General features: G+C 37.1%; 21 protein-coding genes. 11 read left to right on the top strand and 10 right to left on the bottom strand.

The window, feature by feature from the left end; all coding sequences use genetic code 11:
* Positions 1-29 precede the first annotated feature (29 nt).
* From ftsY to ACZZZW_RS23140, 7 genes are all read right to left on the bottom strand, one after another.
* On the bottom strand, positions 30-992 hold the full coding sequence (gene ftsY / locus ACZZZW_RS23170; RefSeq protein ID WP_055907503.1) for a signal recognition particle-docking protein FtsY: 963 nt from the start codon (positions 990-992) through the stop codon (positions 30-32).
* Complete coding sequence (locus ACZZZW_RS23165; protein WP_055907499.1) at positions 992-1,408, bottom strand: PIN domain-containing protein; 417 nt, start codon at positions 1,406-1,408, stop codon at positions 992-994. The genes ftsY and ACZZZW_RS23165 overlap by 1 nt, the downstream gene beginning before the upstream one ends.
* A complete protein-coding gene (locus ACZZZW_RS23160; RefSeq protein ID WP_055907497.1) occupies positions 1,405-1,641 on the bottom strand; it encodes a hypothetical protein in 237 nt (78 codons plus the stop codon). Before ACZZZW_RS23160 ends, ACZZZW_RS23165 begins: the two co-directional genes overlap by 4 nt.
* A 120-nt stretch (positions 1,642-1,761) precedes the next feature.
* On the bottom strand, positions 1,762-1,917 hold the full coding sequence (locus ACZZZW_RS23155; protein ID WP_010599808.1) for a DUF4295 domain-containing protein: 156 nt from the start codon (positions 1,915-1,917) through the stop codon (positions 1,762-1,764).
* A gap of 86 nt (positions 1,918-2,003) precedes the next feature.
* On the bottom strand, positions 2,004-2,186 hold the full coding sequence (gene rpmG, locus ACZZZW_RS23150; protein WP_010599807.1) for a 50S ribosomal protein L33: 183 nt from the start codon (positions 2,184-2,186) through the stop codon (positions 2,004-2,006).
* A gap of 44 nt (positions 2,187-2,230) precedes the next feature.
* Complete coding sequence (gene rpmB / locus ACZZZW_RS23145; RefSeq protein ID WP_025145121.1) at positions 2,231-2,464, bottom strand: 50S ribosomal protein L28; 234 nt, start codon at positions 2,462-2,464, stop codon at positions 2,231-2,233.
* Positions 2,465-2,555: 91 nt separating this feature from the next.
* Entirely contained in the window at positions 2,556-3,047 is a 492-nt protein-coding gene (locus ACZZZW_RS23140) for a hypothetical protein (RefSeq protein WP_055907495.1), read from the bottom strand.
* Between the two features lie 120 nt (positions 3,048-3,167).
* Here ACZZZW_RS23140 and acs point away from each other — a divergent pair, with 120 nt between their 5' ends.
* Together acs and ACZZZW_RS23130 are read left to right on the top strand one after the other, a co-directional pair.
* The gene (gene acs, locus ACZZZW_RS23135) at positions 3,168-5,063 is read left to right on the top strand and encodes an acetate--CoA ligase (protein ID WP_055907492.1); all 1,896 of its coding nucleotides are present in this window, start codon (positions 3,168-3,170) and stop codon (positions 5,061-5,063) included.
* A gap of 389 nt (positions 5,064-5,452) precedes the next feature.
* Positions 5,453-6,580 carry a M57 family metalloprotease gene (locus ACZZZW_RS23130; RefSeq protein WP_463497033.1) on the top strand — a complete coding sequence of 376 codons (1,128 nt, stop codon included), beginning with the start codon at positions 5,453-5,455 and terminating at the stop codon, positions 6,578-6,580.
* Positions 6,581-6,672: 92 nt separating this feature from the next.
* Here ACZZZW_RS23130 and ACZZZW_RS23125 read toward each other — a convergent pair whose 3' ends face one another.
* Together ACZZZW_RS23125 and ACZZZW_RS23120 are read right to left on the bottom strand one after the other, a co-directional pair.
* Positions 6,673-8,052 carry a RagB/SusD family nutrient uptake outer membrane protein gene (locus tag ACZZZW_RS23125; protein WP_082458713.1) on the bottom strand — a complete coding sequence of 460 codons (1,380 nt, stop codon included), beginning with the start codon at positions 8,050-8,052 and terminating at the stop codon, positions 6,673-6,675.
* A 16-nt stretch (positions 8,053-8,068) separates the two neighbouring features.
* A complete protein-coding gene (locus ACZZZW_RS23120; RefSeq protein ID WP_055907481.1) occupies positions 8,069-11,158 on the bottom strand; it encodes a SusC/RagA family TonB-linked outer membrane protein in 3,090 nt (1,029 codons plus the stop codon).
* Positions 11,159-11,357: 199 nt separating this feature from the next.
* Here ACZZZW_RS23120 and ACZZZW_RS23115 point away from each other — a divergent pair, with 199 nt between their 5' ends.
* The 3 genes from ACZZZW_RS23115 to ACZZZW_RS23105 all read left to right on the top strand — a co-directional run bounded on the left by ACZZZW_RS23115 (position 11,358) and on the right by ACZZZW_RS23105 (position 12,655).
* Complete coding sequence (locus ACZZZW_RS23115) at positions 11,358-11,543, top strand: CsbD family protein (RefSeq protein ID WP_055907479.1); 186 nt, start codon at positions 11,358-11,360, stop codon at positions 11,541-11,543.
* A gap of 63 nt (positions 11,544-11,606) precedes the next feature.
* Complete coding sequence (locus ACZZZW_RS23110) at positions 11,607-12,530, top strand: glycoside hydrolase family 130 protein (protein ID WP_463497028.1); 924 nt, start codon at positions 11,607-11,609, stop codon at positions 12,528-12,530.
* Between the two features lie 41 nt (positions 12,531-12,571).
* Complete coding sequence (locus tag ACZZZW_RS23105) at positions 12,572-12,655, top strand: hypothetical protein (protein WP_463497786.1); 84 nt, start codon at positions 12,572-12,574, stop codon at positions 12,653-12,655.
* Between the two features lie 213 nt (positions 12,656-12,868).
* On the opposite strand, the gene ACZZZW_RS23100 is transcribed toward ACZZZW_RS23105, so the two are convergent.
* Entirely contained in the window at positions 12,869-15,802 is a 2,934-nt protein-coding gene (locus ACZZZW_RS23100) for a M16 family metallopeptidase (protein ID WP_463497024.1), read from the bottom strand.
* A gap of 224 nt (positions 15,803-16,026) precedes the next feature.
* On the opposite strand from ACZZZW_RS23100, the gene surE reads away from it, so the two are divergent.
* The 6 genes from surE to ACZZZW_RS23070 all read left to right on the top strand — a co-directional run bounded on the left by surE (position 16,027) and on the right by ACZZZW_RS23070 (position 24,663).
* Positions 16,027-16,866 carry a 5'/3'-nucleotidase SurE gene (gene surE, locus ACZZZW_RS23095; RefSeq protein WP_055907469.1) on the top strand — a complete coding sequence of 280 codons (840 nt, stop codon included), beginning with the start codon at positions 16,027-16,029 and terminating at the stop codon, positions 16,864-16,866.
* A gap of 12 nt (positions 16,867-16,878) precedes the next feature.
* Positions 16,879-17,151, top strand: a complete 273-nt coding sequence (locus ACZZZW_RS23090) for a stationary phase survival protein SurE (RefSeq protein WP_463497021.1) — start codon at positions 16,879-16,881, stop codon at positions 17,149-17,151.
* 157 nt (positions 17,152-17,308) lie between these two features.
* Positions 17,309-18,412 carry a lipid-A-disaccharide synthase gene (lpxB, locus tag ACZZZW_RS23085; protein WP_463497017.1) on the top strand — a complete coding sequence of 368 codons (1,104 nt, stop codon included), beginning with the start codon at positions 17,309-17,311 and terminating at the stop codon, positions 18,410-18,412.
* A gap of 190 nt (positions 18,413-18,602) precedes the next feature.
* Positions 18,603-21,782, top strand: a complete 3,180-nt coding sequence (locus ACZZZW_RS23080) for a SusC/RagA family TonB-linked outer membrane protein (protein ID WP_463497014.1) — start codon at positions 18,603-18,605, stop codon at positions 21,780-21,782.
* Between the two features lie 10 nt (positions 21,783-21,792).
* Positions 21,793-23,463: a RagB/SusD family nutrient uptake outer membrane protein gene (locus tag ACZZZW_RS23075; RefSeq protein WP_463497011.1), complete on the top strand. Its 1,671-nt coding sequence runs from the start codon at positions 21,793-21,795 to the stop codon at positions 23,461-23,463.
* 195 nt (positions 23,464-23,658) lie between these two features.
* Positions 23,659-24,663: a LacI family DNA-binding transcriptional regulator gene (locus ACZZZW_RS23070; protein WP_463497007.1), complete on the top strand. Its 1,005-nt coding sequence runs from the start codon at positions 23,659-23,661 to the stop codon at positions 24,661-24,663.
* Positions 24,664-24,773 lie beyond the last annotated feature (110 nt).

Here is a 24,773-nt window from a genome sequence, read left to right as displayed (position 1 = left end):
AATCCTCTGCGGAATCATCTCCCGAAGTGCTATTTAAATAAACTATTCACAAAGTCTTTCTTATCAAAAAGCTGTAAGTCGCCTATTTTTTCACCCACACCAATGTATTTAACCGGGATTTTAAACTGATCTGAAATTCCGATTACCACACCGCCTTTTGCTGTTCCATCTAATTTGGTAATTGCCAGGGCGTTTACATCGGTGGCTTCGGTAAACTGTTTACACTGTTCAAAAGCATTTTGTCCGGTAGAAGCATCTAGTACCAAGAGAATTTCGTGCGGGGCATTGGGTACAACCTTTTGCATTACCTGCTTAATTTTGCCGAGTTCGTTCATCAAACCGATTTTGTTATGTAAACGTCCGGCGGTATCGATAATAACAACATCTTCGCCATTGGCAACGGCAGATTGTAAGGTATCAAAAGCCACAGAAGCAGGATCTGATCCCATGGCCTGTGCAACAACCCTTACGCCAACGCGTTCGCCCCAAAGTTTAATCTGATCAACAGCTGCAGCCCTAAAGGTATCGGCAGCCCCTAAAACTACTTTAAGCCCTGATTCTTTAAGTTTATGTGCCAGTTTTCCAATCGTAGTGGTTTTACCCACACCGTTTACGCCAACTACCATAATAACATATGGTTTGTGGTCGCCATATTCGAACTGGCGGAAATCGTTACTGTTATTTTCAGATAGAAGTAACTGAATTTCGTCGCGAAGAATAAAGTTTAGCTCGGAAGTATTGAGGTATTTATCTTTGGCAACACGTTCTTCGATGCGTTTGATAATTTTTAATGTAGTACTTACGCCCACATCTGAAGTAACCAAAACTTCTTCCAGATTATCGAGCACTTCATCATCAACAGAAGATTTTCCTGCAACAGCTTTGGTAATTTTATTAAAGAAACCGTCTTTAGTTTTCTCTAAACCTTTATCAAGAGCTTCCTGAGCTTCAGGCGCAGTTTCTTTCTTTTTGAAAAAATCAAATAAACCCATTAGTTATTTTTATGTTTTTTTAGGAAATCGGTAGGTGTTTGAGCCGGTATTTTACCGGCAGTGAAGTCTTTTGTGTTTCGTGAGATAATAAAGTCGACGTTGTTTAATTCTGCAGAAGCACTTTGCACTGCATCTTCAAAATCTGAAAAATTAGAATGTAAGGCTAATGTGATGGTATCTCTATTCACATTTAGAGGATCAACTGTTATAATTAAAGACTCAATAAATGAAATAGCATTCGAATGACCAGAATTCTTTTTTACAATATAGTAAATGTCGGTTATTGATGACGCTGTAATACAGCGTTTGATTATGGTACCATCAATTAGTTCAAAAATTTTAGAGGAATCTTGAAAAAAAGGTTCTCTTACTAAAATAATATCAAGGATAATATTGGTATCCAGTAAGAGTGTCATAAATTGTGTTTATCCTTCAGATATTCCCATTTTGCCTGATCAGCATCGACGCCTTTAAGGATGCCAGCATATTTCGAAACAAACTCTTTTCCCGTCATTTTCTTTGTAATAGGTAAGCCTATTACCTCATCCAAAATAATCACTTCAACTTCTTTATTTTTTATATCAAATCTGTCAGGAACAACAATAGTTCCGTTTTCAGAAACTTTTGCTTTAAACTTATACGTTTCCATGGCTATGCTTTTTTCAAAGATAATCAATTATTTCCGAACGTAAATTTCACTAACAAAAAAAGCCCTTCCGGTTAAAACGGAACGGCCTTTAATATCTTTTAATATTAAAAAATATTAACCTTATTTAGATGCGATAGCATCTTTTACGTGGTCGTTGTGTACGATAAGTTCTTTGAATGAATAAGCACCAGTTTTTGGTGATTTTACCATTGTAATTACTTTCGAATATTCTTTACCTGTACCTGTTTTAAGGGTTGCAACTACTTTCTTTGCCATGTTCTTATAAATTTAATGATTGAATGATAGATGGATAGAATGAGAAATGGGTATACCCTTAACTTTCTACCTTTACACCATCAATCTTATTTAATCTCTTTATGTACGGTTACTTTTCTCAACACTGGATTGAATTTTTTCAATTCTAATCTCTCAGTAGTGTTTTTACGGTTTTTGGTAGAAATATATCTAGACATACCTGGCATGCCACTTTCTTTATGTTCAGTACATTCTAAAATAACCTGAACTCTGTTACCTTTTTTTGCCATTTTATTATAAATTGAAAACTGTTAATCTCAACAGTTAATGTTTTTTACAAAAATCCTTTTTTTACGAAACGGTTAATCGCTTCGCTAATGCCCACTTTATTGATGGTTTTAATCGCTGAAGTAGAAACTTTCAACGTAATCCAACGGTTTTCTTCAGGAATATAAAATTTCTGAAGTTGTAGGTTTGGGTAAAATTTGCGTTTGGTTTTAACGTTCGAGTGAGAAACGTTGTTACCTACCATTGCTTTTTTTCCTGTTAAATCACAAACTCTTGACATGACTTGTAAATATAGTTGTTTAATACGTCCGCTTAATTTTTTTAAGAGTGTGCAAATATCTGAATAATAATTGTAAATGACAATAGCGAAGCTAATTATTTTTATAATTTACGTTCACATCCCAGCGGCCTGCATCTTTTATTTCAAATTCAACATAATCTTTTCCCGAATGCATTTTTAATCTTAATGGAAAATTAATGTTTTTAATGGTATACATGTTTTGAGTGGTTGATACTTTATCAACTTTAATCTCATCATAACCGCCATTTAAAACTTCTATTTGATCGAAAACCGGACCAGTTGCATTTCTGGCTTCCTTTGATTCTGACTTTCCCTGCAAACCAATGCCTGTTACATTGTTGTCCTGGGCATTAAGTTTTTTAATTCCAACCGATACATATAGCATATTTCCACTCTTTTTACTTTTTCTGATGGTAACAGAAGCTATTGCCGGTGATTTTGCGATAACTTTATAAGCTTGAGTAGTATCCGCTGAAACAGAACTTTTAAATTCGGTTGCAGCGTATGATTTGATGCTAAATACAATCAGTATCAGTGCGATAAATGAGGTTAAATTCTTCATGCATAAAAATAATTATTTCTTATCAAACGTTTGATATTTATTTTGATACAATTAGACTATTTCTGCTAATTATTATTTCTTTAAATTAGCCGCAACTAATCCAAAATATAAAACAGAGCAATGCAAATTACATCTTTTAAGCAGTACGAAGAAGATTATAAAAAGAGCGTAGAAAATCCAGAACAGTTTTGGGGCGAGGTAGCGCAAAACTTTCAGTGGCGTAAACCTTGGTTTAAGGTTTTATCATGGAACTTTAACGAGCCAAATATTAAATGGTTCGAAGGAGCTAAACTTAACATTACCGAAAATTGTTTAGACCGCCATCTTGCTACCAATGGTGATAAACCTGCAATTATCTGGGAACCGAATAATCCTGAGGAAGAAAGTGTAACCTATACTTATAAAATGCTGCATGAGCGTGTTTGCCGCTTTGCAAACGTGCTTAAACGTAACGGTGCTAAAAAAGGAGATCGCATTTGTATTTATATGCCAATGGTGCCCGAACTGGCCATAGCAGTTTTGGCTTGTGCAAGGATTGGTGCTGTTCATTCTGTTATTTTTGGTGGGTTTTCTGCAAAATCAATTGCCGACCGCATTAACGATTCGCAATGTAAGGTTGTGATTACTGCCGATGGTTCTTACCGTGGTAACAAACAGATTCCTTTAAAAGATGTAATTGATGATGCGTTGATCGGTTGTCCAACAGTAGAGAAATGTATTGTACTCACTCATATCCGTACCCCTGTTTCCATGTTGAAAGGTAGAGATGTGTGGTGGGAAGATGAAGTGAAGCATGTAAACGATACCTGCGAAGCCGAAGAAATGGATGCGGAGGATATGCTCTTCATTCTTTATACATCGGGCTCTACCGGTAAACCCAAAGGGGTGGTGCATACCTGTGGCGGTTATATGGTGTATGCGGGGTATACGTTTTCCAATGTATTTAACTACAAACCTGGTGAAGTTTATTTCTGTACTGCAGATATTGGCTGGATTACCGGACACTCCTACATCGTTTACGGACCGCTTTCACAAGGTGCAACATCTGTACTTTTTGAGGGGATTCCAACCTACCCAACGCCATCACGCTTTTGGGATATTATAGAAAAACACAAAGTAAATACTTTATATACTGCACCTACGGCTATCCGCTCGCTGATGAGTTATGGTGATGAGCCCCTTAATGGCAAAGATTTAAGTTCGATCCGCGTTTTAGGCTCGGTAGGAGAGCCTATCAATGAGGAGGCATGGCATTGGTTTGATGAAAAGATTGGTCATGGTAAAGCGCCTATTGTAGATACCTGGTGGCAAACTGAAACCGGGGGAATTATGATTTCGCCAATTGCTACGGTAACGCCAACCAAACCTAGTTTTGCCACTTTGCCTCTGCCAGGAATTCAACCTATTCTGGTTGATGAAAACGGTAATGAAATTGAAGGAAACGGAGTAATGGGAAATCTTTGCATTAAATTCCCTTGGCCGGGGATGTTGCGTACCACCTATGGCGATCATGAACGTTGCAAGCAAACCTATTTTTCTACTTACGAAAATCTATATTTTACAGGTGATGGCTGCTTGCGTGATGAAGATGGTTATTATAGGATTACTGGTCGTGTAGATGATGTATTAAATGTTTCAGGACATAGAATTGGCACTGCTGAAGTAGAAAATGCGATTAATATGCATGCAGGGGTGGTAGAAAGTGCTGTGGTGGGTTATCCGCATGATGTAAAAGGACAGGGCATTTACGCTTTCGTAATTTACCCTGAAATGCATGGAGAGGCAGAATTGTCTAAAAAAGATATTTTACAAACGGTTACCCGCGTAATTGGAGCCATTGCTAAACCTGATAAGATATTGTTTGTATCTGGTTTACCAAAAACGCGCTCAGGGAAAATTATGCGCAGAATTTTACGGAAAATTGCGGAGGGCGATACCACAAATTTAGGAGATACTTCTACTTTATTGGATCCTGGAGTTGTTGAGGAGATTATTGCAGCAACAAAAACGCTTTAAGCATAAAGTGATTATAAAAAGCAATGCCCCCGGTTTTCGGGGGCATTTTTTGTTAATGAGATATTTTAGTTGGCAGCGGTTTAACATTTTGAAATTTCCATTATTTCACCTCATTTAAATGGCATTACCAATCTGTAAACATTTAATAGTAGCTTGCAATATTTGTTTGGTTTCGTTTGGCTTCATGTAATAGAAAGTAGCACAATGATATCATATTCCAGATTGATTTAAATTTTTATTTTAACTAAATAACTAGTCTAAATCGTTTAATGTATTCTTGTTTTTTGTAAATGATTGATTATTAGTGTTTTTATTTTTATTTCTAGCTGTTTAATAAGTATTTGTAGCCTGTTTAAAAATACTTTTAGCTATTGCTTAAAATAAAATCTATGAAAACGAAAAAAAATTTAACTCTATTCTTTTTGGTAATTCTTCTAGCTGTATCCTGTAAAAAGGGCGACAATAAAGATCAACCTGAACCACCTCAAAACCTAGAGTTGCGCTCTTATATAAAAAGTCTTGGATTTTCTGAATCTTCCATTAAAGATTTAGGTACGGAGTATCAGGTTGAAGGAGATATTTTTTTTCCGAAAGATATGGAAATGCCCTCGGATAGAAGCACAAAGGTGGCCACTTCGCCTGTGTTAAATTCAAAATTAATGGGTACGCCAATAGTTGGGAGCCCAAAAATTGGTCAGACTTATACCGGGCACTTGGTAGATTTGACAAATCGCATAAATGTTAGGCTCTATATACACCCTAATTTGGCCAGCTTGGCCGGTGAAATAGATGCAGCAATTAACTTATGGAATGTTGTAGACAACTCTGGCATTTTTTTTACCATTGTTCCTAACGGCGCATTCGATATTGAAATTAGATCGGAGAGCATTAGTGGTTACGGAAAAGCTTATTTTCCGCTCAGCGGCAGGGCGGGTGCTTTGGTTAGGGTTAATTCTGAAAGTATTGCCAACGCCGGGCTTAATCCAGATCAAAAGAAAACAGTTATTGCTCATGAACTTGGGCACTGTATCGGTTTTAGGCATACAGATTGGGTAGGGATAGAAACTGCTGATGGAGTCGATGATATTGGTACACAAGTAACTGCTATTGATGTTCCAAATGCTGGTGGAACTGATTTTAACTCAATTATAAACAGTGGACCAAATAATACGCTCTCTGGTGTTCTTTCTGATAAAGATAAGCTTGCATTGGTAAATTTATATCCTCTTGGTTCGCCTAAAATTAGAGGAGGAGGTATATTGAGCGCTAATAGAAGTTATACTTTTACTTTATCTTATGTATGGCCATCATCAGTAGTTGATTGGAGTGTAAGCGGTAAACCCTCAAGTATTTCATTTACGCAGGGCCAGGGGACTGGAAGTTTAACAGTAAACGTTAATAATAATGTTGGTGAATACCCGCAAGATTTACAATTGTTAGCTCGGATGACTGATAGTAATGGAAAGTATATTATATTAACTAAGGATTTAATATTACAAGGAAGTAAATATAAATAATGAAATAATCGGTGGTATTCTTTTAAATAGTTTAGTTAATCGATTATAAACAAACAGCCAATCAATTGATTGGCTGTTTGTTTATAATTTAGTTAGTAACCTGGATTTTGAACCAGTTTACTGTTTGCGTCAATTTCACGTTGTGGAATCGGGAAGATCAATCTGGTAGAATTCCATGGTATATTTACAATATTTGTTTGCGTTCTTTTAGCATCATGTAGTGAAAAGCCTTCAAAAGCAAATTCGAGTTTTCTTTCGTTAAGAATATCTGTAAGAGTGGCTGAATTTGTTGTTAAGCCAGCCCTACTTCTAACCGTAGCCAAATCTTGAATCGGTGCAATACCACCAATGGGAGCTGAAGGAGCCAAACGCACATTGCATTCCGCTCTAATCAAATACATTTCCGATAACCTGATTACAGGTACGTTTCCAAATTGGTTACCAAATTTGGAGGTAAATATATCATCATCGTCATAAAAAGCATTAATTCTGTCATCATTCGCAGCATAAGTCTCATCAATCCAATCCTGTGAAATTACAGCGTCTCCACGTCCACCAAATGTAGATGAACCATAGAATTCATTAAAGCCATTAAAACCTGTCAAAGTAGTTACCTGCATGGCAAAAACATCTTCAGTGGTATTATCTCCAGGTTTTGCGGGTCTACCGCTTTCGGGCATTTTAGGAAAAGCGCTTAAGTAAGTATTTGTTAGTTGATAATTTCCAGAGGATATCACGCGGTTTGCTGCCGCTCCAGCCGCACTATAATTACCCATTTGTAAGTAAAGTCTCGCAAGCATAGCAGCAGCTGCTGATTTTGTTGCAAAAAAACCATTAACGGCCGGAAGTTTGGCTTCTGCATCTGTTAAATCGGCAATAGCCTGGTTGTAAACTGCAGCTACAGTAGCCCTGCTTACATAGTTTGCTTCGCTTATTAAATTTGTTGGTGTTAATACAATGGGTATTCCTAAATTGGTGCTGGGAGTGCCATCATTGTAGGCTTTTCCAAATAATCTAACGAGTTCAAAATAAGCTGCACCCCGAATAAATTTTGCTTCGCCTTCCACTCTGCTCTTTTTAGTAGGCTCTACTTTATCAAGAGCAGCAATTACGTTGTTGGCATCATTGATTGAGGCATACCCTGCAGCCCAAACATTATCTACAAACACATTTGTTTTTAGAAGAGATTTGTTTATGGCCTGTGTTAACTCCTCATAAGTTCCGAACCATTCGATAGCATCAGTGTTTGCTAAGAAATCAGTTATCAAAAATGGACGGCCACCAAAAAAATTCCGGCTACCGAGGTCTGAGTATGCACCAGTTAGGGCTCCTTCAACATCCTTGGAGGTGAGTAATGCATTTTTTTGTTCTATGGTATCAACAGGATTTATTTCAAGTGCTTTCTTGCACGATAGTAAAGCCATCAGAAACATGCAAGCAAATATGATGTTGGTTATATATGTCTTTTTCATTTTGATTCTTTTTTAATTATAGGCCAATGTTAATACCAAATGAAATTACTCGTGGTTGTGGTGCTGAGTAAAAATCTACGCCTTGATTGATGTTCGTCGATTGATAATCTGCATTAACCTCAGGGTCCCATCCTTTGTAACCGGTTATGGTGAGCAGGTTTTGCGCCGTAGCATATAACCTCAATTTGCTTAACTTAATTTTCGTTAATACTGTAGCTGGAAAAGTATAACCAAGGGTTAATGTTTTTAAACGGACATAAGAGCCATCAGATAAATACCTTGTTGAATTTCCAATACCATTGCCTGCAAACAAACGCGGCTCTGGCACGGAAGTAATGTCACCAGGTTTATCCCAATAGCTCATTTGATCTGTGGTTTGATTATCATAGCCATTTGAACCATTGGCACTCATGTATTGGCCTCCTGCGTTGAAAATTTTATTGCCCTTAACACCTTGGAAAAATATACCCAGATCAAAATTCTTAAAAGAAAAAGTATTGTTTATACCAAAAGTATATTTAGGATTTGGGTTCCCGGCAAATATCCGCTGTGCTTTATTAATATCAGTTGTTGTTGATCGATCAACATTTCCTGAAGCATCAGTTGTGTTAACATAATATAATGCATCGCCATTAGCCGGATTTACTCCGGCATATTCTGGTATGTAAAATACACCAATAGGTTGCCCTGAAATAGCTGCATTTATTTCATTGCCATTTAAAATCTGCCCTCCTAAATTGGTAATCTTATTGTTGTTAATTGCACCAGTTATTGCCGTTGACCATTTAAATGCGCCAACAAAATTTTCTGTATTTATACCCAATTCAAACCCAGTATTTTTTAATGAACCTAAATTCTGAGTTTTTGTAGAAAAACCCGTTGTTTGCGGAATAGGAACATCCAACAATAAATCGCTGGTATTTTTTTGATAGAAATCGAAAACACCTGTAATTCTATTCTTCAAAATACCAAAATCAAAGCCAATGTCGAGTTGTTTTGTTTTTTCCCATGTTAAATCCGGATTCGCTATTCTAGAAGGTATTTGTCCTGGCAAACCTCCGTAAGCTCCTGATCCACTGAATAAACCTCGTGCAGAATAGTTTCCAATTTCAGCATTACCTGTTAAACCATAACTGGCCCGTAATTTTAATAAACTGATGGTTTCGCTCTCCTTTAAAAAATCTTCTTCCGAAGCAATCCATGCTAACGAGCCTGCAGGGAAATATCCATACCTGTTATTGGAGCCAAAACGTGATGAGCCATCTGCTCTTACACTAAAGCCAACAAGATAACGGTTATTGTATTTGTAATTTGCCCTAAAGAAATAAGATAAAAAGCTAAATGCACCTTCATTACTTGTTGCTATAACTTTTGTTGCAGCAGAACCCAATTTAATATAAGAATCACTCGGGAAATCCTGTCCTTCAATGGTACTGTATTTTGTAGTCGATTTTTGGTAACTTGTTCCTAAAATCAGGTCAAAAGCACTTTTTCCAATTGTATTATTGTAACTGAAAAAATTGTTTGTGTTGCTATTAATTACAAAAGTCGAAATATTTTGCCCGTAACCATTTGTAGTGCCTGTGTTTCTGAAAGTTAAAGCACCGTAATAACTTTCTTCATTTTGATTCAAGTTATCAATAGAGAAATCTGTGCTAAATTTTAAGCCTTTCGCGATATTAATGTTTGCAAAAGCTTTTCCTATTGTTCTATATACCGTTGCTTTATAAAATGCATTATCGACACTAATAAATGGGTTATAATATACTGGATAGTTGGAGGCTGCTCCTGGTAATGTTCCGCTAACCAAGCCTGATCTTGGATCTATAAAAGGGGTAATAGGAGAAAGTGCAACAGATTGCAGTGGACTTGAAAAGGCATTATCATTTGATAACCTATTGTTAATGCTATTAGAAAAATTAAGATTAACACCCATTTCTAAAAAATCAGTTACCTTATTAGTAAGATTTAACCTGCCGCTATAGCGTTTATAACTGTTTCCAATTACAATTCCTTGTTGATCTAATGCCTGTCCGCCGATGTAAAATTTAGTTTTTTCATTTCCGCCTGTTAAATTCAGATCATATTGTTGTGTAACGGGCTTGTCTTGAAAAGAGGCAGCTTCCCAATTAGAGTTTACTTTATAAGTTTGGTAATCATTGTTTCCGGCTGAATATCGGTTTAAACGCGCTTCTACACTTTCACTGTAATCATCTAACGCTTCTTGTAAAGTTGCATATTCTCCATTCAGAAAGTCTTGTTTAGCCTGGCCTTGCCCAGCTCTACGCTCTAACTGAACATATTGTTCTGCATTTAAAAAATCCCTATGGTTAGAAGGGGAGCTAACTCCACCTAGTGCATTGAACTGAATAAGTGTTTTGCCTGCCTTACCTTGTTTAGTTGTGATTAATACTACACCGTTTGAGGCTCTTGCGCCATATATTGCAGATGCAGAGGCATCTTTTAAAACTTCTATAGATTCGATATCATTGGTGTTTAAATCAGCTAAAGCACTGGTTGGTGCAGTTGTACTGGAAAAATCGCCCGAGGTAATAGGAATTCCATCAACAATGTAAAGTGGCTCGCTACCTGCAGTTACCGAGGCCGCCCCCCTTACTCTTACCGTTATTCCTTGCCCTAATTTTCCATTTTGAGCCGCAATCTGTACGCCTGCTGCTTTTCCCTGCAAGGCTTGTTCAAAACTTGTTACAGGTAAGTTTTCCAGGTCTTTCGATTTTACAGAAGCTACCGATCCCGTTACATCCCGTTTATTCTGCGTGCCGTATCCCACAACAACCACATCAGATAAGGTATTGTTTTCTTCCTCTAAACTGGTGTTAATCGTTGCTCCGGTAATCGGCACTTCTTTTGTTTTGTAGCCAATAAAGCTAAAAACGAGTGTTTTAGCATCGTCTGATACTGTTAGTTTAAAGGCTCCGGAGGCATCACTCTGTGTGCCCGCTGCTGGTGAGCCTTTTACAAATACGCTAACTCCTGGAATTGGTCCAGAAGCCGACGTTACTTTCCCCGTGATAACCTTGCCTTGTGCGAAAGCAAGTGAAATTACACAGAGAGACAAAAGCATACTTAAGAGTAGTTTTTTCATCAAAATGGTAGTTAAGTTAGTAATGTTTAATAGTTTGTATAAATGATACTCTTAATATAATCAATAATATGCTCAAAACCTTGAGGAATAGGTTAAAATTTGGCTATGTTAGGCTAATAAGCAATTAAACCAAAACAAAGCATTGAAAACAAATGTTGATTGGTATATAAATTGCATTTTTTTATTAAAAAACACAAGCATGGATAAGTTAGAATTAAAAGGAAAGTGGAATGAAATAAAAGGAAAGGTTAAACAAGCTTATGCTGATTTAACTGATGATGATTTAGCGCATGAAGAGGGCCAAGACGATGAGTTATTGGGGAAACTTCAACAAAAAACCGGAAAGGGAAGAGATGAACTTGTAAAATGGATCAACTCATTATAATATCAATTCTATGGATAAACAGGCGGCCTATACGGTCGCCTGTTTGCTTTAAAACCATTTTTTATGACAGATATTGCCAAAAGATTTGTCGAGAATCCAATCTTGCATCCAAAAGACCTTTTGCCGAGCAGCGCCGGACTAGAAATCGAATGTTTGTTAAATCCTGGTGTTTTTACTTTTGAAGGTAAAATATGGTTGCTGATCCGCGTGGCTGAAAGACCAGCCCAACAGGAAAACGTAATCTCTTTCCCTGTACTTAAAAAAGGGGGAATAGAGATTTTGGCCATAGCAGAAAGCGATCCGGATTTGAATGCAACCGACCCAAGGGTGATTAATTATAAGGGAGCAGATTATTTAACCACACTTTCTCATTTAAGGCTGGTGTGCAGCGATGATGGGATACATTTTTATCAACCGGATGCTTATCCTTTATTACAGGGAGAAGGTGAGGATGAAACCTTTGGTATTGAAGATTGCCGGGTAGCCCAAATTAACGGTACTTATTATTTAACTTTTACGGCTGTTTCTGAACACGGTGTTGGGGTAGGCATGCGTAGCACTAAAGATTGGAAAACCTTTGAGTGCCATGGCATGATTATTCCACCTCATAATAAAGATTGCGCTTTATTTGAAGAACAAATTAATGGCAAATTTTATGCCTTGCACCGGCCAAGTAGTGTTGCTTTAGGCGGTAACTACATTTGGCTGGCCGAATCGCCTGATGGCATTCATTGGGGCAACCATAAATGTATCATTAAAACCCGAGCGGGCTTTTGGGATAGTGCACGCGTTGGTGCGGGTGCTGCACCTATAAAAACAGCAGCAGGTTGGCTTGAAATTTATCATGGTGCAAACGAAAAACATCAGTATTGCCTGGGTGCTTTTTTGCTGGATTTAAACAACCCGGCTAAAGTATTGGCAAGAACAGATCAACCTATAATGGTGCCCACTACTGATTATGAGCTGCATGGTTTTTTGGTGAAGTAGTTTTTACCAATGGCCATTTAGTTAGCGGAGATGAATTAACAATTTATTACGGTGCTGCAGATGAATTTGTATGTGGAGCTAAGTTCTCGATAGCAGAAATTTTGGAGACATTGAAATATGTGTAATTTTTTGCCATAGAATCACTGAATAACACCGAAAATGTTGTTTAGTCTTTTACCACCAAGCCTCGAAAACACAACGGTTTTTCAGCACATGGCAACCAATGACTTACTGAAACTAAATAAAAAAAGCGATTCCCGGAAATGGGAATCGCTTTTAATTATAATATTAAAGCATCAGGTTTCACCTTAACCCTCCGCTTTCTATCCTTAACTTTATTAGTATCCAAAAATCTGTTCTAAGCTTAATTTAGTTACCGGACCAAACTTAGCTAAATCAGCCATGTTGATTTTCTTTTCAGAAGCAACGATACAATACGTGTAAGGTTTGCCAGAAAGATTGGTCTGGTGGAAAGATTTTACGTCATTAAATGTCAATGGTTTAAGGTTGGCATATTCATCAATTCTCGAATCATGGTCGAAACCTAATTTTTTATCTGCCAGGTAGCTATAAATAATTCCATCTTTTGTAATGCGGCTTGTTTCAATACCATTTAATGAATTGGTTTTGGATAAATCGAACGATTTATCTGATTCTGGCAGCGTTGTCAATAATTCATTCATTCCCGCAACTGCTTCATTCATTTTATCAGCCTGTGTACCTACGTAAGCAATAATCGAATTTTCTTTTTCTTTGGTATTTGGAGAAGAATATACTGCAAAAGTAGAGTAGGCAAGTGCTTTAGATTCGCGGATGGTTTGGAAAACTACAGAACCCATGCCACCACCGAAATAATTGTTAAATAAAGCAATTTTAGCAGCGTTAGCAGGATCATATAATCCACCGTTACGTACCCAGCGGATTTCTGCCTGCACCATATCGTAATCAGCAAAGTATACTTTGTTAGAATCGGTTTTGGTGTAAACAAATTTCTTGATTGGCGCTGCATCGGTAAATTCTTTCGCCAATGGATGTGCTTTCACAATATCTGCAGAAAAGGCCGCTAAAGTTTTTGGACCATAATACGTTATGGTATGTTTATAATTGGTAAGGTTATGAAGGATATAAATCAAATCGGCTGATTTCATATTCTTAATTTCATCATTGGTTAATCCATAATTAAATGGATTATCGGCACCAAATTGTGCATAACTCATTAAACCACCCAAAATTGATGATTTGTTTAATTTTGCATTATCTCTCGATTTTAATAAACGGCCTTTTAAATCTTCAAGGGCTTTTTCGTTTGGTTTGCAGTTCGCCAGTACATCTTCAAGTAAAGCAACGGCTTTATCAAAGTTTTCTTGTAACCCGCTGATCGAAACCGTTGTTACATCAGTACCTACGTTAACACTATAGCTACAGGCAATGTTATAAAAAGCTTTACTGATATCTTCAGCCGAATATTTATCGGTGCTTAAAAAAGATAGATATTGAGCAGCATAAGGCAATAACTTGTAGTTGTAAGAACCCATATCAAAACGGTAGCTCATGCGGAAGATTCCATTCTCCGTATTTTGCACTGCAATTACATCAGCAATACCTGCTTTACCAAAATTGAGGTCTTTAGTGTAATCCAAAAATTTAGGCGCAATGGGTTTTACCGGAGCCGCAATAATGTCTTTCGTAAAAGGAGAAACTTCATTAACATTTGTTTTTACAGCGGTAATGGTTGGTTTTTCAACTTTAACAATGCTTTTATCTTCGCCTTTATGTTTTAAGATGGAAACATAATCATTGATGAAAAATTTATTGGCAAAATCTACAATCTCCTTTTTAGTTACTTTAGCCATTGCATCGGTAGAGGCCAGGGTTTTATCCCACTCTGTACCACGGTTCTGGATAAAAGCATTCATAGCAAAATCTGCACGCACATCATTATTGTCAAAACTCTGTAGTTCTGCCAATTTAATGTTTGCCACTGTAGCTTTAATCAAGCTTTCATCAAATTCGCCTTTTTTAAGTAATTCAACCTGTTCTAACAACAGCTTTTGAGCATCTTCCAGGCTTTGTCCTGCTTTTGGTGAACCAGATAAAATGAAGATTCCATAATCTTTCATCGAGTTGTAACCTGCACTTGCCCTTAACATTTTTTGCTGTTTATTGATGTTGATATCCATTAAACCCGCTTTGCCATTGGCTAAAATGCTGCCAATTAAATCTAACAACAAACTCTGGTGTGTATTTTGGGCAAAGCCTCTGTAGGCCACGTATAAGTTCTCAGCACTCGGACCGTAAATATCAACCTTTTTAACCTGAGTTAAAGGTTTTTCGGGTGCAGGGTTATAAAGCGATAGCGGTTTTGATACCATGTAGGCAAAATCTTTATCAATTTTTTTAATCAGATCGTCGTAGTTAATATCACCGCTCATAATCAGCGCCATGTTATTAGGCACATAATATTTGTTGTAATATTTCCTGATTTCGATTAAGGATGGGTTTTTTAAATGCTCAATGGTACCAATTGTTGTTTGTTGTCCGTAATTATGTATTGGAAACAAAGCATAAAGCATTTTTTCATACATTTTACGACTATCGTTATCCATGCCAATGTTTTTCTCTTCATAAACAGCTTCCAGTTCGGTGTGGAAGATGCGGAAAACAGGTGCGCGGAAACGTTCTGCCTGTACAGCTAAAAATTTATCGATGGCATTTGAAGGAAGATCTTCTTCATAAACGGTTTCTTCTACAGAAGTATGTGCGTTTGTGGAGTTACTGCCGATCGATTTCATCATTTTATCGTATTCATTTGCGATAGAATAATTAGAGGCATCACCAGATGTTTTATCAATTTCCTTATAAATTTCTTTACGTTTTGCCGGGTCGGTTGTTTTGTTGTACGTTTCGTAAAGTGCTTCAATTTTATCTAAAAGCGGTTTTTCTTTGGCGTAGTTTAATGTTCCGAATTTATCAGTTCCTTTAAATAAAAGGTGCTCTAAATAATGCGCCAAACCAGTATTTGTACGTGGATCGGTATTGCTACCCGCCCTTACGGCCATTTTGTAGGTAATATTTGGCTCTTTGTTATTTTGCGATAAAATTACGGTTAAACCGTTTTTTAAGGTATAAAAACGTGTTTTAGTCGGGTCGTTGGTTACATACTTGTACGTATAGCCACCAGAAGTTCCTGTTTTCCATTGGTAGGTTGTTTGTGCTTTCGCTAAAGAACCTGAAATTAGAAAACAAGCCAAAGTAAATAGTTTCAATTTCATTGAGTTTGTTTTGGTTTATGATAATGAGTGGGTATCTGGCAGTTAAAGGAAAAATCCAAATACAGCGTTCATTTTTAATAAGTTATTTATTCAAATATATATGCTTTCTGTTATTGAATGAAAATAATTTTGATTTCCAAAACTAAAAATTAAGGAATAAATGATTTTTGCATATAAATCACCGTTTATTGTGCCTTGAAATTATAATCTGTATTTTTACCGCCATGACAAAACAGGGCACAAAACCAAATATTTTAGTTGTAAACGATGATGGAATTACAGCTACAGGTATTAAAAACTTAATGGAAGTAATGCAGGAGCTGGGTAACGTTGTTGTTGTTGCGCCAGATAGTCCACAAAGTGGAATGGGACATGCCATTACAATAGGTAAACCGATCCGTTTTGATAAAGTTGAGCTTTATGAAGGTGTTGAAATGTATAAATGCAGCGGAACACCTGTTGATTGCGTTAAAATTGCAGTGAATAAGATTTTTAAAGGTAAAAAACCTGATTTATGTGTATCAGGAATCAATCATGGCTTAAATAATTCGATCAACGTATTGTATTCAGGAACCATGTCGGCTGCGGTAGAAGGTGCAATTGAAAAAATCCCTTCTATTGGTTTTTCTTTGGATGATTTTGCTGCAGATGCTGATTTTAGCCATACTAAAAAATACATTAAAAACATTTGTGAGCAGGTTTTGGCCAATGGTTTGCCAGAGGGCACCTTATTAAATGTGAATTTCCCGAAAGGAGATCATTTAAAGGGCGTTAAAATTTGCCGCCAGGCTAACGCCAAATGGATGGAAGAATTTGATGAACGGACAGATCCTTACAAACGCCCGTATTACTGGTTAACAGGGGTTTTTGAAAATTTTGACAAAGGTGAAGATACCGATGTTTGGGCTTTAGCGCATCATTACGTCTCTATCGTTCCGGTACAGTTCGATTTAACGGCGCACCATGCCATACAAACCCTTAACAGTTGGGATTTTATCGGTAATAAAGATGATAAAACCTCTGGAAGCAAAGTTTCTGCACCAGATGGAATTAATTTAGGTTAATTTTTGGTTGTGATGATTGATCATTTAAAAAAAATAAACAATTCCGTTTGGGTAGGCTTAGGTGTTGGCTTATTGCTGCCAGCAATACTTTGCACAATTGCCTGGTACATTATTAACCATATTAACTACCTTGCAAAAGCCGATCTGTTGTACATTGGTGGCATTGCTATAAATGCTTACACCATGCAATACTTTTTTAAGTACAATAAAGAAAATATTGGCAGGGGTATATTGGCCGCAACATTTTTATGTGCTTTTGTGTTTTTTGCTTATAAGGTTTTTTAAGAGAATTACAAGAGTGACAATGACTGATCAAGTCGGTTCGTCATTCCCAACTTGCTTGGGAATCCTAATGCTATAAGCTTTAAGATTCCTGCCTAAGCGGCAATGACGATTGTTTATTTCTTACATACAATGACGTTTTTTCTATAAATATTATAACATGAAATACTACCTCGTAGCCGGAGAAGCCTCTGGCGATTTACATGGTGCCAACTTAATGAAAGCCTTAAAAATTGAGGATGGCGAAGCTATATTCAGGTATTTCGGAGGCGATAAAATGCAGGCCGAGGGTGGCGAATTGGTAAAACATTATGCCGATATGGCTTTTATGGGTTTTACAGAAGTGCTGTTAAATTTAAGAACCATATTTAAAAATCTAAAAGCTTGTAAAGAAGATCTTCTAAAATGGAAACCCGATGTGCTGATTCTGATCGATTTTCCGGGTTTTAATTTAAAAATTGCGGAGTTTGCAAAAGTAAATGGTATAAAGGTTTGTTATTATATTTCGCCTAAAGTTTGGGCCTGGAATCAAAAGCGGGTACTGAAAATTAAGAGGGTAGTAGATCACATGTTCTGCATTTTGCCTTTTGAAGTAGATTTCTATAAAAAGTGGGGGATGAAAGTAGATTATGTTGGTAATCCGCTGTTGGATGAAATTGCACAATTTACACCCGATTTAAATTTCCGCGAAAATAATCGGCTTGGCAATGGGGAAATTATTGCTTTATTGCCCGGTAGCCGCAAACAGGAAATAGAACGCCTGCTTCCGGTAATGTTAAGCATTACCGAAAATTACCCTGATTATATTTTTGCCATTGCTGCTGCACCAACTTTTAACGAAAATTATTACCGCCAGTTTACAGGCAATAAGAATGTTCATTTACTCTTTAACAACACTTATAATTTATTGCACCATGCCCATGCTGCAATTGTAGCTTCAGGAACGGCTACACTCGAAACGGCATTGTTTAAAATACCTCAGGTTGTAGTTTATAAAGGAGGTACAATTTCGATAGCAATTGCCAGGATGCTGGTAAAAATTAAGTTCATTTCATTGGTTAACCTCATTGTAAACAAAAAGATTGTAACCGAACTTATTCAGGAAGATTGCAATATTCAAAAAGTAAACGCAGCACTCGGAATTATCTTAAATGGAGCAGGTAGAAATGAGATGTTAAAGCATTACGATGAGCTACTTTTACTCATGGGAAAACCTGGAGCTTCTGCAAAAACAGCTGGATTAATTTCGAAGTATCTCCATTAAGTTAGGCATTCCGCGAACGTAACAATTTAAGGTTTTTTCATTTTTTTTAAAACAAAACACGGTTTAAGGCGTTACTAAATCGTTTTGCGGAAATCCTAAGTCACACTAATTAATTCTTATCGCTCTTATTAATTTGGTAAAAGGTTGGCCGCATTGCGTAACTAATTATAAACTAAACTAGTGAGTGCCAATGAGAAACATTTTACTCAGGATGTCAGGATTCCTATGCCTGTTCCTACTTTCAAGCCCCCAGTTGTTTGCAAAAATTACGAGCGAAAAAAAGAATTTTAACCGCTATTATTTTCAGCAAGACACAACTAAAAAACAAGACACAACCAAAAAAGTTCCTGTTGCAAAGCCTGCCGATACGGTAAAAGCACCTGCGAATCCTTTGGGTGGTGCGCGGCCGGTTACTACCCCTGCACCAGTGCCTGCAGCCACAACGCCTGCAACTACAGCTGCACCCGCAACAGCTGCATCACAAAAAACAATTACCGGTATTGTTGTGGATGAGAAGAAAATCGGTTTACCTGGCGTCGGGATTAAAATCCAGGGCAAAACCGGCGGTGCCGTAACACAAGAAAACGGTAAGTTCAGTATCAATGTAACTTCGCCAACAGATGTGCTGGTATTCAGTTATATCGGCTATCAAAGCAAATCTGTTCCGGCGGGTAATGGGGCTGCACCCTTAACAGTTAGCCTGGCGCCATCAGTAGCACAAAATTTAAGTGATGTTGTGGTTGTTGGTTATGGTACACTGAAAACCAAAGAAGTTACCTCATCAGTTGCACACGTGGATACTGCACAATTTCGACAAAGCGGCGCGCGTAATCCGCTCGATCTGATACAGGGAAAAGTTGCTGGTTTAAACCTTACGCGAACGAGTGGTTCCAATCCAAATTCTGGCGTAAACGTACAGCTTAGGGGTGCGGTAACTGTAACAGGGAGCTCGAGTCCATTATTTGTAATTGATGGTATCCCGGGTGGTAACCCCGATCTGTTGCAACAGGATGATATACTCTCGGTTGATGTACTTAAGGATGGTTCTGGTGCGGCAATTTACGGTACCAGCGCAAATGCTGGTGTAATTCTAATCACTACAAAAAAAGGAAAACCCGGCGCACCACAATTTAATTACTCCACTTATTTCCGTAAAGAATACATTCAGAACAGATTGGATTTTCTATCTGTAGATGAGTTTAGACAAAAAATTAATTCTAATGCTCTGGATGCGCAGGATTATGGAGGAAATGAAGATTTGTATGGCAGTTTGATCAATAAAGATAACTTGTCTCAAAATCATAATCTTTCGTTATCCGGCGGTACAAATAATACAAATTATCGTGCAAGTTTAAATTATCGTGATTTGCAAGGCATTGGTTTAGAAAATGGCAGAAAAGAATATACCGTTAGGTTAAATGTAAACCAGAAAGGTTTTAACGATAAATTAAATATTCAAATGAACCTGGCTTCCAACTTCAACAATGCAAATACATTAGGCGGGAGTGGTTGGGAAGAAGAACTGGTTAAAAATCCAACCAAAAGAATCTATAATCCAAACGGCACTTTTTATTTTGATAACCAAAGTACAAACCAATACGCCAGGTTACAGCAAGAAAGAAGCAAAAGGCAACAGCAAACAAGCTCTGCAGATATTAAAGCAGATATAGATTTGGCAAAAGGATTAAAGGGATCAATTTTCGGATCTGTTCAGCGCGATAGTTATACCGATGGGGCTTGGGCATCTATTTTTTCTGAACGTTCTGTAGAGGATGCTGACTATCCTGGCGGTGGCTACGCAAGTAAGGGAAATTTCTTATCGCAAGCTTTTGCTTTCGAACCTACCTTACAATACAACACCATTATTAAAGAAAAGCATTCCATTTCTGCCGTAGCCGGATACAGTTATCGGTACAATGTAGAAGAAGGACAATCGGCAAGTAACCGTGGTTTCATAAACGATCAGTTTCATGAGGATAACCTGACTACCGGTATTGCCTTAACCGATGGAAGAGCCACAGCAACAAGTTTTAAAAACGACAATACTTTGATTGCTTTTTTTGGAAGGATCAATTATGCTTTCAATAATAAATATTTATTGCAGTTGATTTTAAGACATGAAGGTTCATCCCGTTTTGGTATTAACAACAAGTGGGGAAATTTCCCGGCAGTTTCGGTTGGATGGAACATATCTGACGAGAATTTTATGAAAGACATTAAATGGGTTAATTATTTAAAATTACGTGCGGGTTATGGGGTAACAGGTAATTCCGGTTTCTCAAATAATGCCTCGAGGGTAGTTTTAGGTGGTGGTGGTAGGTACATCTATCCAGATGGAACATACCGCGAAACTTATGGGCCAACAACAAATGTAAACCCTGATCTAAAATGGGAAACCAAAAGGGAATTAAACATTGGTGCAGATTTTACCCTGTTTAACAGTAAGCTTAAAGGTGCCCTGGATGTGTTCGATCGTACAACCAAAGATTTGTTAGATCAGTACACTACGCCACAACCACCTTATGTGTTATCAAATATTTATGCCAATGTTGGTACAATATCATCTAAAGGTATCGAATTGGCTTTAAGCTATGAAGCCATTAAAACAAAGGATTTAACTTTTAGCATGGATTTTACAGGAAGTACCTTAAGCAACAAGCTGGTAAGTTATTCTAACGATATTTTCGATATTAAATATAAAACATTTGGCGGTATTGGTGGCTCAGGCGATTTAGGCGATGCCATTACCACTTACGAAGGTGCTCCACTCGGAGAGTTTTGGGGTAAACGTTTCGCAGGTTTTGATGCACAGGGAAAATGGTTGTTCTACAATAGAAACGGTGTTGCCGTTCGCAATGATCAGATAAACTATTCAAAAGATCCCAACCTTACCGATTTGGTGCGCATTGGTAATGCCATACCTAAATATTATGCCTCATTTACAGCAAATCTAGCGTACAAAAACTGGGATTTCAGAATGTTTGTAAGAGGAAAATTTGATTACCAAATTTTAAATACCACAGCATTATCCTATGGTAATCCATCCATCAAAGGAAGTAATTACTTGCGTTCAGCATTCGATAAGTACAGCCAGATTAATGATACCTACCAGTATTCTGATTATTATTTGGAAAATGGTACAAACCTTAAAATTGATGAGATCACAATCGGTTATAACTTTAAGTTAAAAACAAAGTTGATCCGTAATTTAAGGGTATACGCCACCGGCCAAAACTTAATTACAATTACAGGCTATACCGGAAACGATCCTGATTTCGTGCTCGATTCTGGCTTAGGTCCTGGTGTTGATAACAGAAATGCATACCCAAGTACCAGGTCATTCTTGTTCGGACTAAACCTTGGCTTTTAAACTTAATATCATGAAAAAGAATTTAAAATATATAGTGTTGTTTGTGCTTGTAGGACTAGGTTTCTCCTGTACTAAACTAGATGAAAATGCCTACGATCAGATTCCGGCAGATGTTTTCTATACCAATAAAAATGAAGTTTTATCGGCGGTACTTCGTCCATATACACATGCAAATGCATGGGTTGCCCCGGCCGGACAAAATGGTTGGTGGCGAATGGCCGAGCTTTCTGCAGATCAGTTGGCCTGGCCAACCAAAGGCCCGCATGGTGAAGATGGAGGCCAATGGAAAAGGTTGCATTATCACAGTTGGACAGTTGATGAATCAGGATATAACAATGCATGGAACTTAATGTATTGGGGAATGGGCTTGTGCAATAGCCCGATACAAAATCTCGAAAACAGAAGTATTTCTGAAATGGGCATTACCCAAGCTGAAAAAGACTCCTATATCGCTGAGCTGAAACTCCTTAGGGCATTCCATTATTTAAAGCTGATGGATTTATTTGGCAATATTCCCATAAGCCTTAACGTACCAACAGGAAGTGTACCCACAAGCGAATACCCTGCTACAGCAAGCAGAAAAGAAGTATTTGATTTTATAGAGAAAGAAATCAGGGAAAATATTGAAAAAACACCAAAGCTTTCGCGTTCAATGCTAGGCAGAATGACCCAGGCTGGTGGTTATGCCATGCTGGTAGAGCTTTATCTGAATGCCGAAACCTGGACAGGTACACCGCGTTGGGATGATTGTATTGCTGCCGCTGATAAATTGATTACCAATCAGGCTGGTGGCCAGAACGGTACCATGGCTTTAGATACCAATATTGTAAACCAGTTCAATACCACTAATGATTTATCAAAAGAAGTGATTTTTTCAATCGCATACGATTATAAGCGGGCCAATTTTGAACCGGGTTTTGCAGCAGATTTTTTCCACTTTGCCCAAAAAGACATATATGGCGGTGGTAGAAATGGTAACGACGGTGTGGTATTGATCCCAGGTGTATATACAACTTATGATGATGATGATTTAAGGAAAAAAGAATGGTTGCTTATTGGTCCACAATTTAAATTTGCAAATCCGAAAGCACCAGTAGAAGGAACTGTAGAATATGCAGGTAAACCACTCGTATTTGTTGATAACATCCAAAAAAACTCTAAAAATTCTACTGTTTCAAATATGAGCGAAGGAGAAGAGAATAGTGGTGTACGTTTTAATAAATATAAATTAGGAAATTCGATTCCTGGGTATGTTGTTAAAGGAACAGATACCATCTCTGTTTTGCCTGATCCAAATTACAACAATACCGACTGGAACATTTACCGTTTAACCTGGGTTTATTTTGCTAAGGCAGAAGCCTTAATGCGTAAAAATGGAGGTGTTGCAACTGCCGATGCCGTAACCTTAATTAACGATGTCAAAAAAAGGGCATATACTAAAACAACATGGCCAAGCCATGCATATACAACTGCAACTTTAACTTTAGACGAGCTTTTGGCAGAAAGAGGAAGAGAATTTATTTTTGAAGGCTTTAGAAGAAATGACCTGATTAGGTTTGGGAAATTTACAACAACCAAGTGGTGGGATCACAATCCATCATCAGCCAATAGAAATCTATTCCCAATTCCACAGCGGCAAATAGATTTAAATTCGAAACTTAAACAAAATCCGGGATATTAATTCCGTCCAAAAGGCACTTAAATAGTGCCTTTTGTTGTTTTAAACCAACATAATTAAAATGGACGGCAATTAAAAGCCGTTTCTAAAATGATTAATATAAAAAATGCTAAATTGCATCTTTTATAATGGGCTAAAATTTAAAAACAGTAGTTTTTGTTTAGCTTTTAATTGTTTACTTAAAAGAATTCCAACCAAATGAAATCGCTTTCTATCAAAGATATAGCTGTTAAAGCAAACGTATCCATTACCACAGTGTCTTTTATTATTAACGGTAAAGCAAAGGAGAAATCGATAAGTGAGGCGGTAATTGAAAAAGTAAAAAAAATTATTGAAGAAAGCGGTTATAAGCCAAATCAGATTGCACGGAGTTTACGAACAGGTAACTCGAATATTATCGGACTGATTATTGAAGATATTTCCAATTCATTTTTCTCCCGGATAGCCAGGTTAATAGAAGATAAGGCTTACAAAAAAGGATATAAGATTATTTATTCAAGCACCGAAAATAGTGTAGAAAAAGCGAAAGAATTAATCAATATGTTTAAATCGCGTAAAGTTGATGCATATATTATTTCGCCAATTAAAGGGATAGAAGAAGATATAAAAATGCTTATAGATGATGGTAATCCTGTAATTTTATTCGATAGGAATTTACCAGATGTTAATACCAGTTACGTAGGTGCCGATCATTTTAATGCTTCCCATCAATCGATCCAAAGTTTTATCGATCAGGGCAAAAAGAACATCGCATTGGTTACCACTGATATTAATGTTGAGCAGATTGTAGAACGTTATGAGGGTTACAAAAAAGCACTCGAAGATAACGGGATTAAATATGATGAAAGCCTCGTTTTAAAAATTCACTTTAATCAGGAAGAAAGTGAAACAATTGAACAGATTAAAGTTCTTTTGGAAAATAAAAAGGTTGATGCTGTTCTTTTTGCAACCAATTATTTAGCCATAAGTGGTTTAAAAGTGCTTAAAAAGATCAATAAGAAAATTGGAGATGATTTCGCTGTAATTGCATACGATGATCACGAAGCTTTCGAACTGCATACTCCTGGTATTTCTACCGTTCAGCAGCCGTTAGAAGAAATTGCCGAAAATGTAATCAAGTTGATCCTTAAACAACTGTCATCCAAAACCAAAATCGAAAACCGACAGGTTATCATTCCTGCCAGACTCATCATCAGGGATTAATTGCGTAGTAACTTAAATGTTACGAAAGGCTATTTTAATATGATTTAAATTTCTCTAATATTGAATTAGTAAAACGTTTTACTTTAATGTGGCTTTCGCTTACAAAAATC

The organism is Pedobacter sp. AC379, from assembly GCF_979258145.1.
The sequence above is the reverse complement of the archived record's forward strand: the minus strand, read 5'-3'. Positions and strand labels throughout refer to the sequence as shown.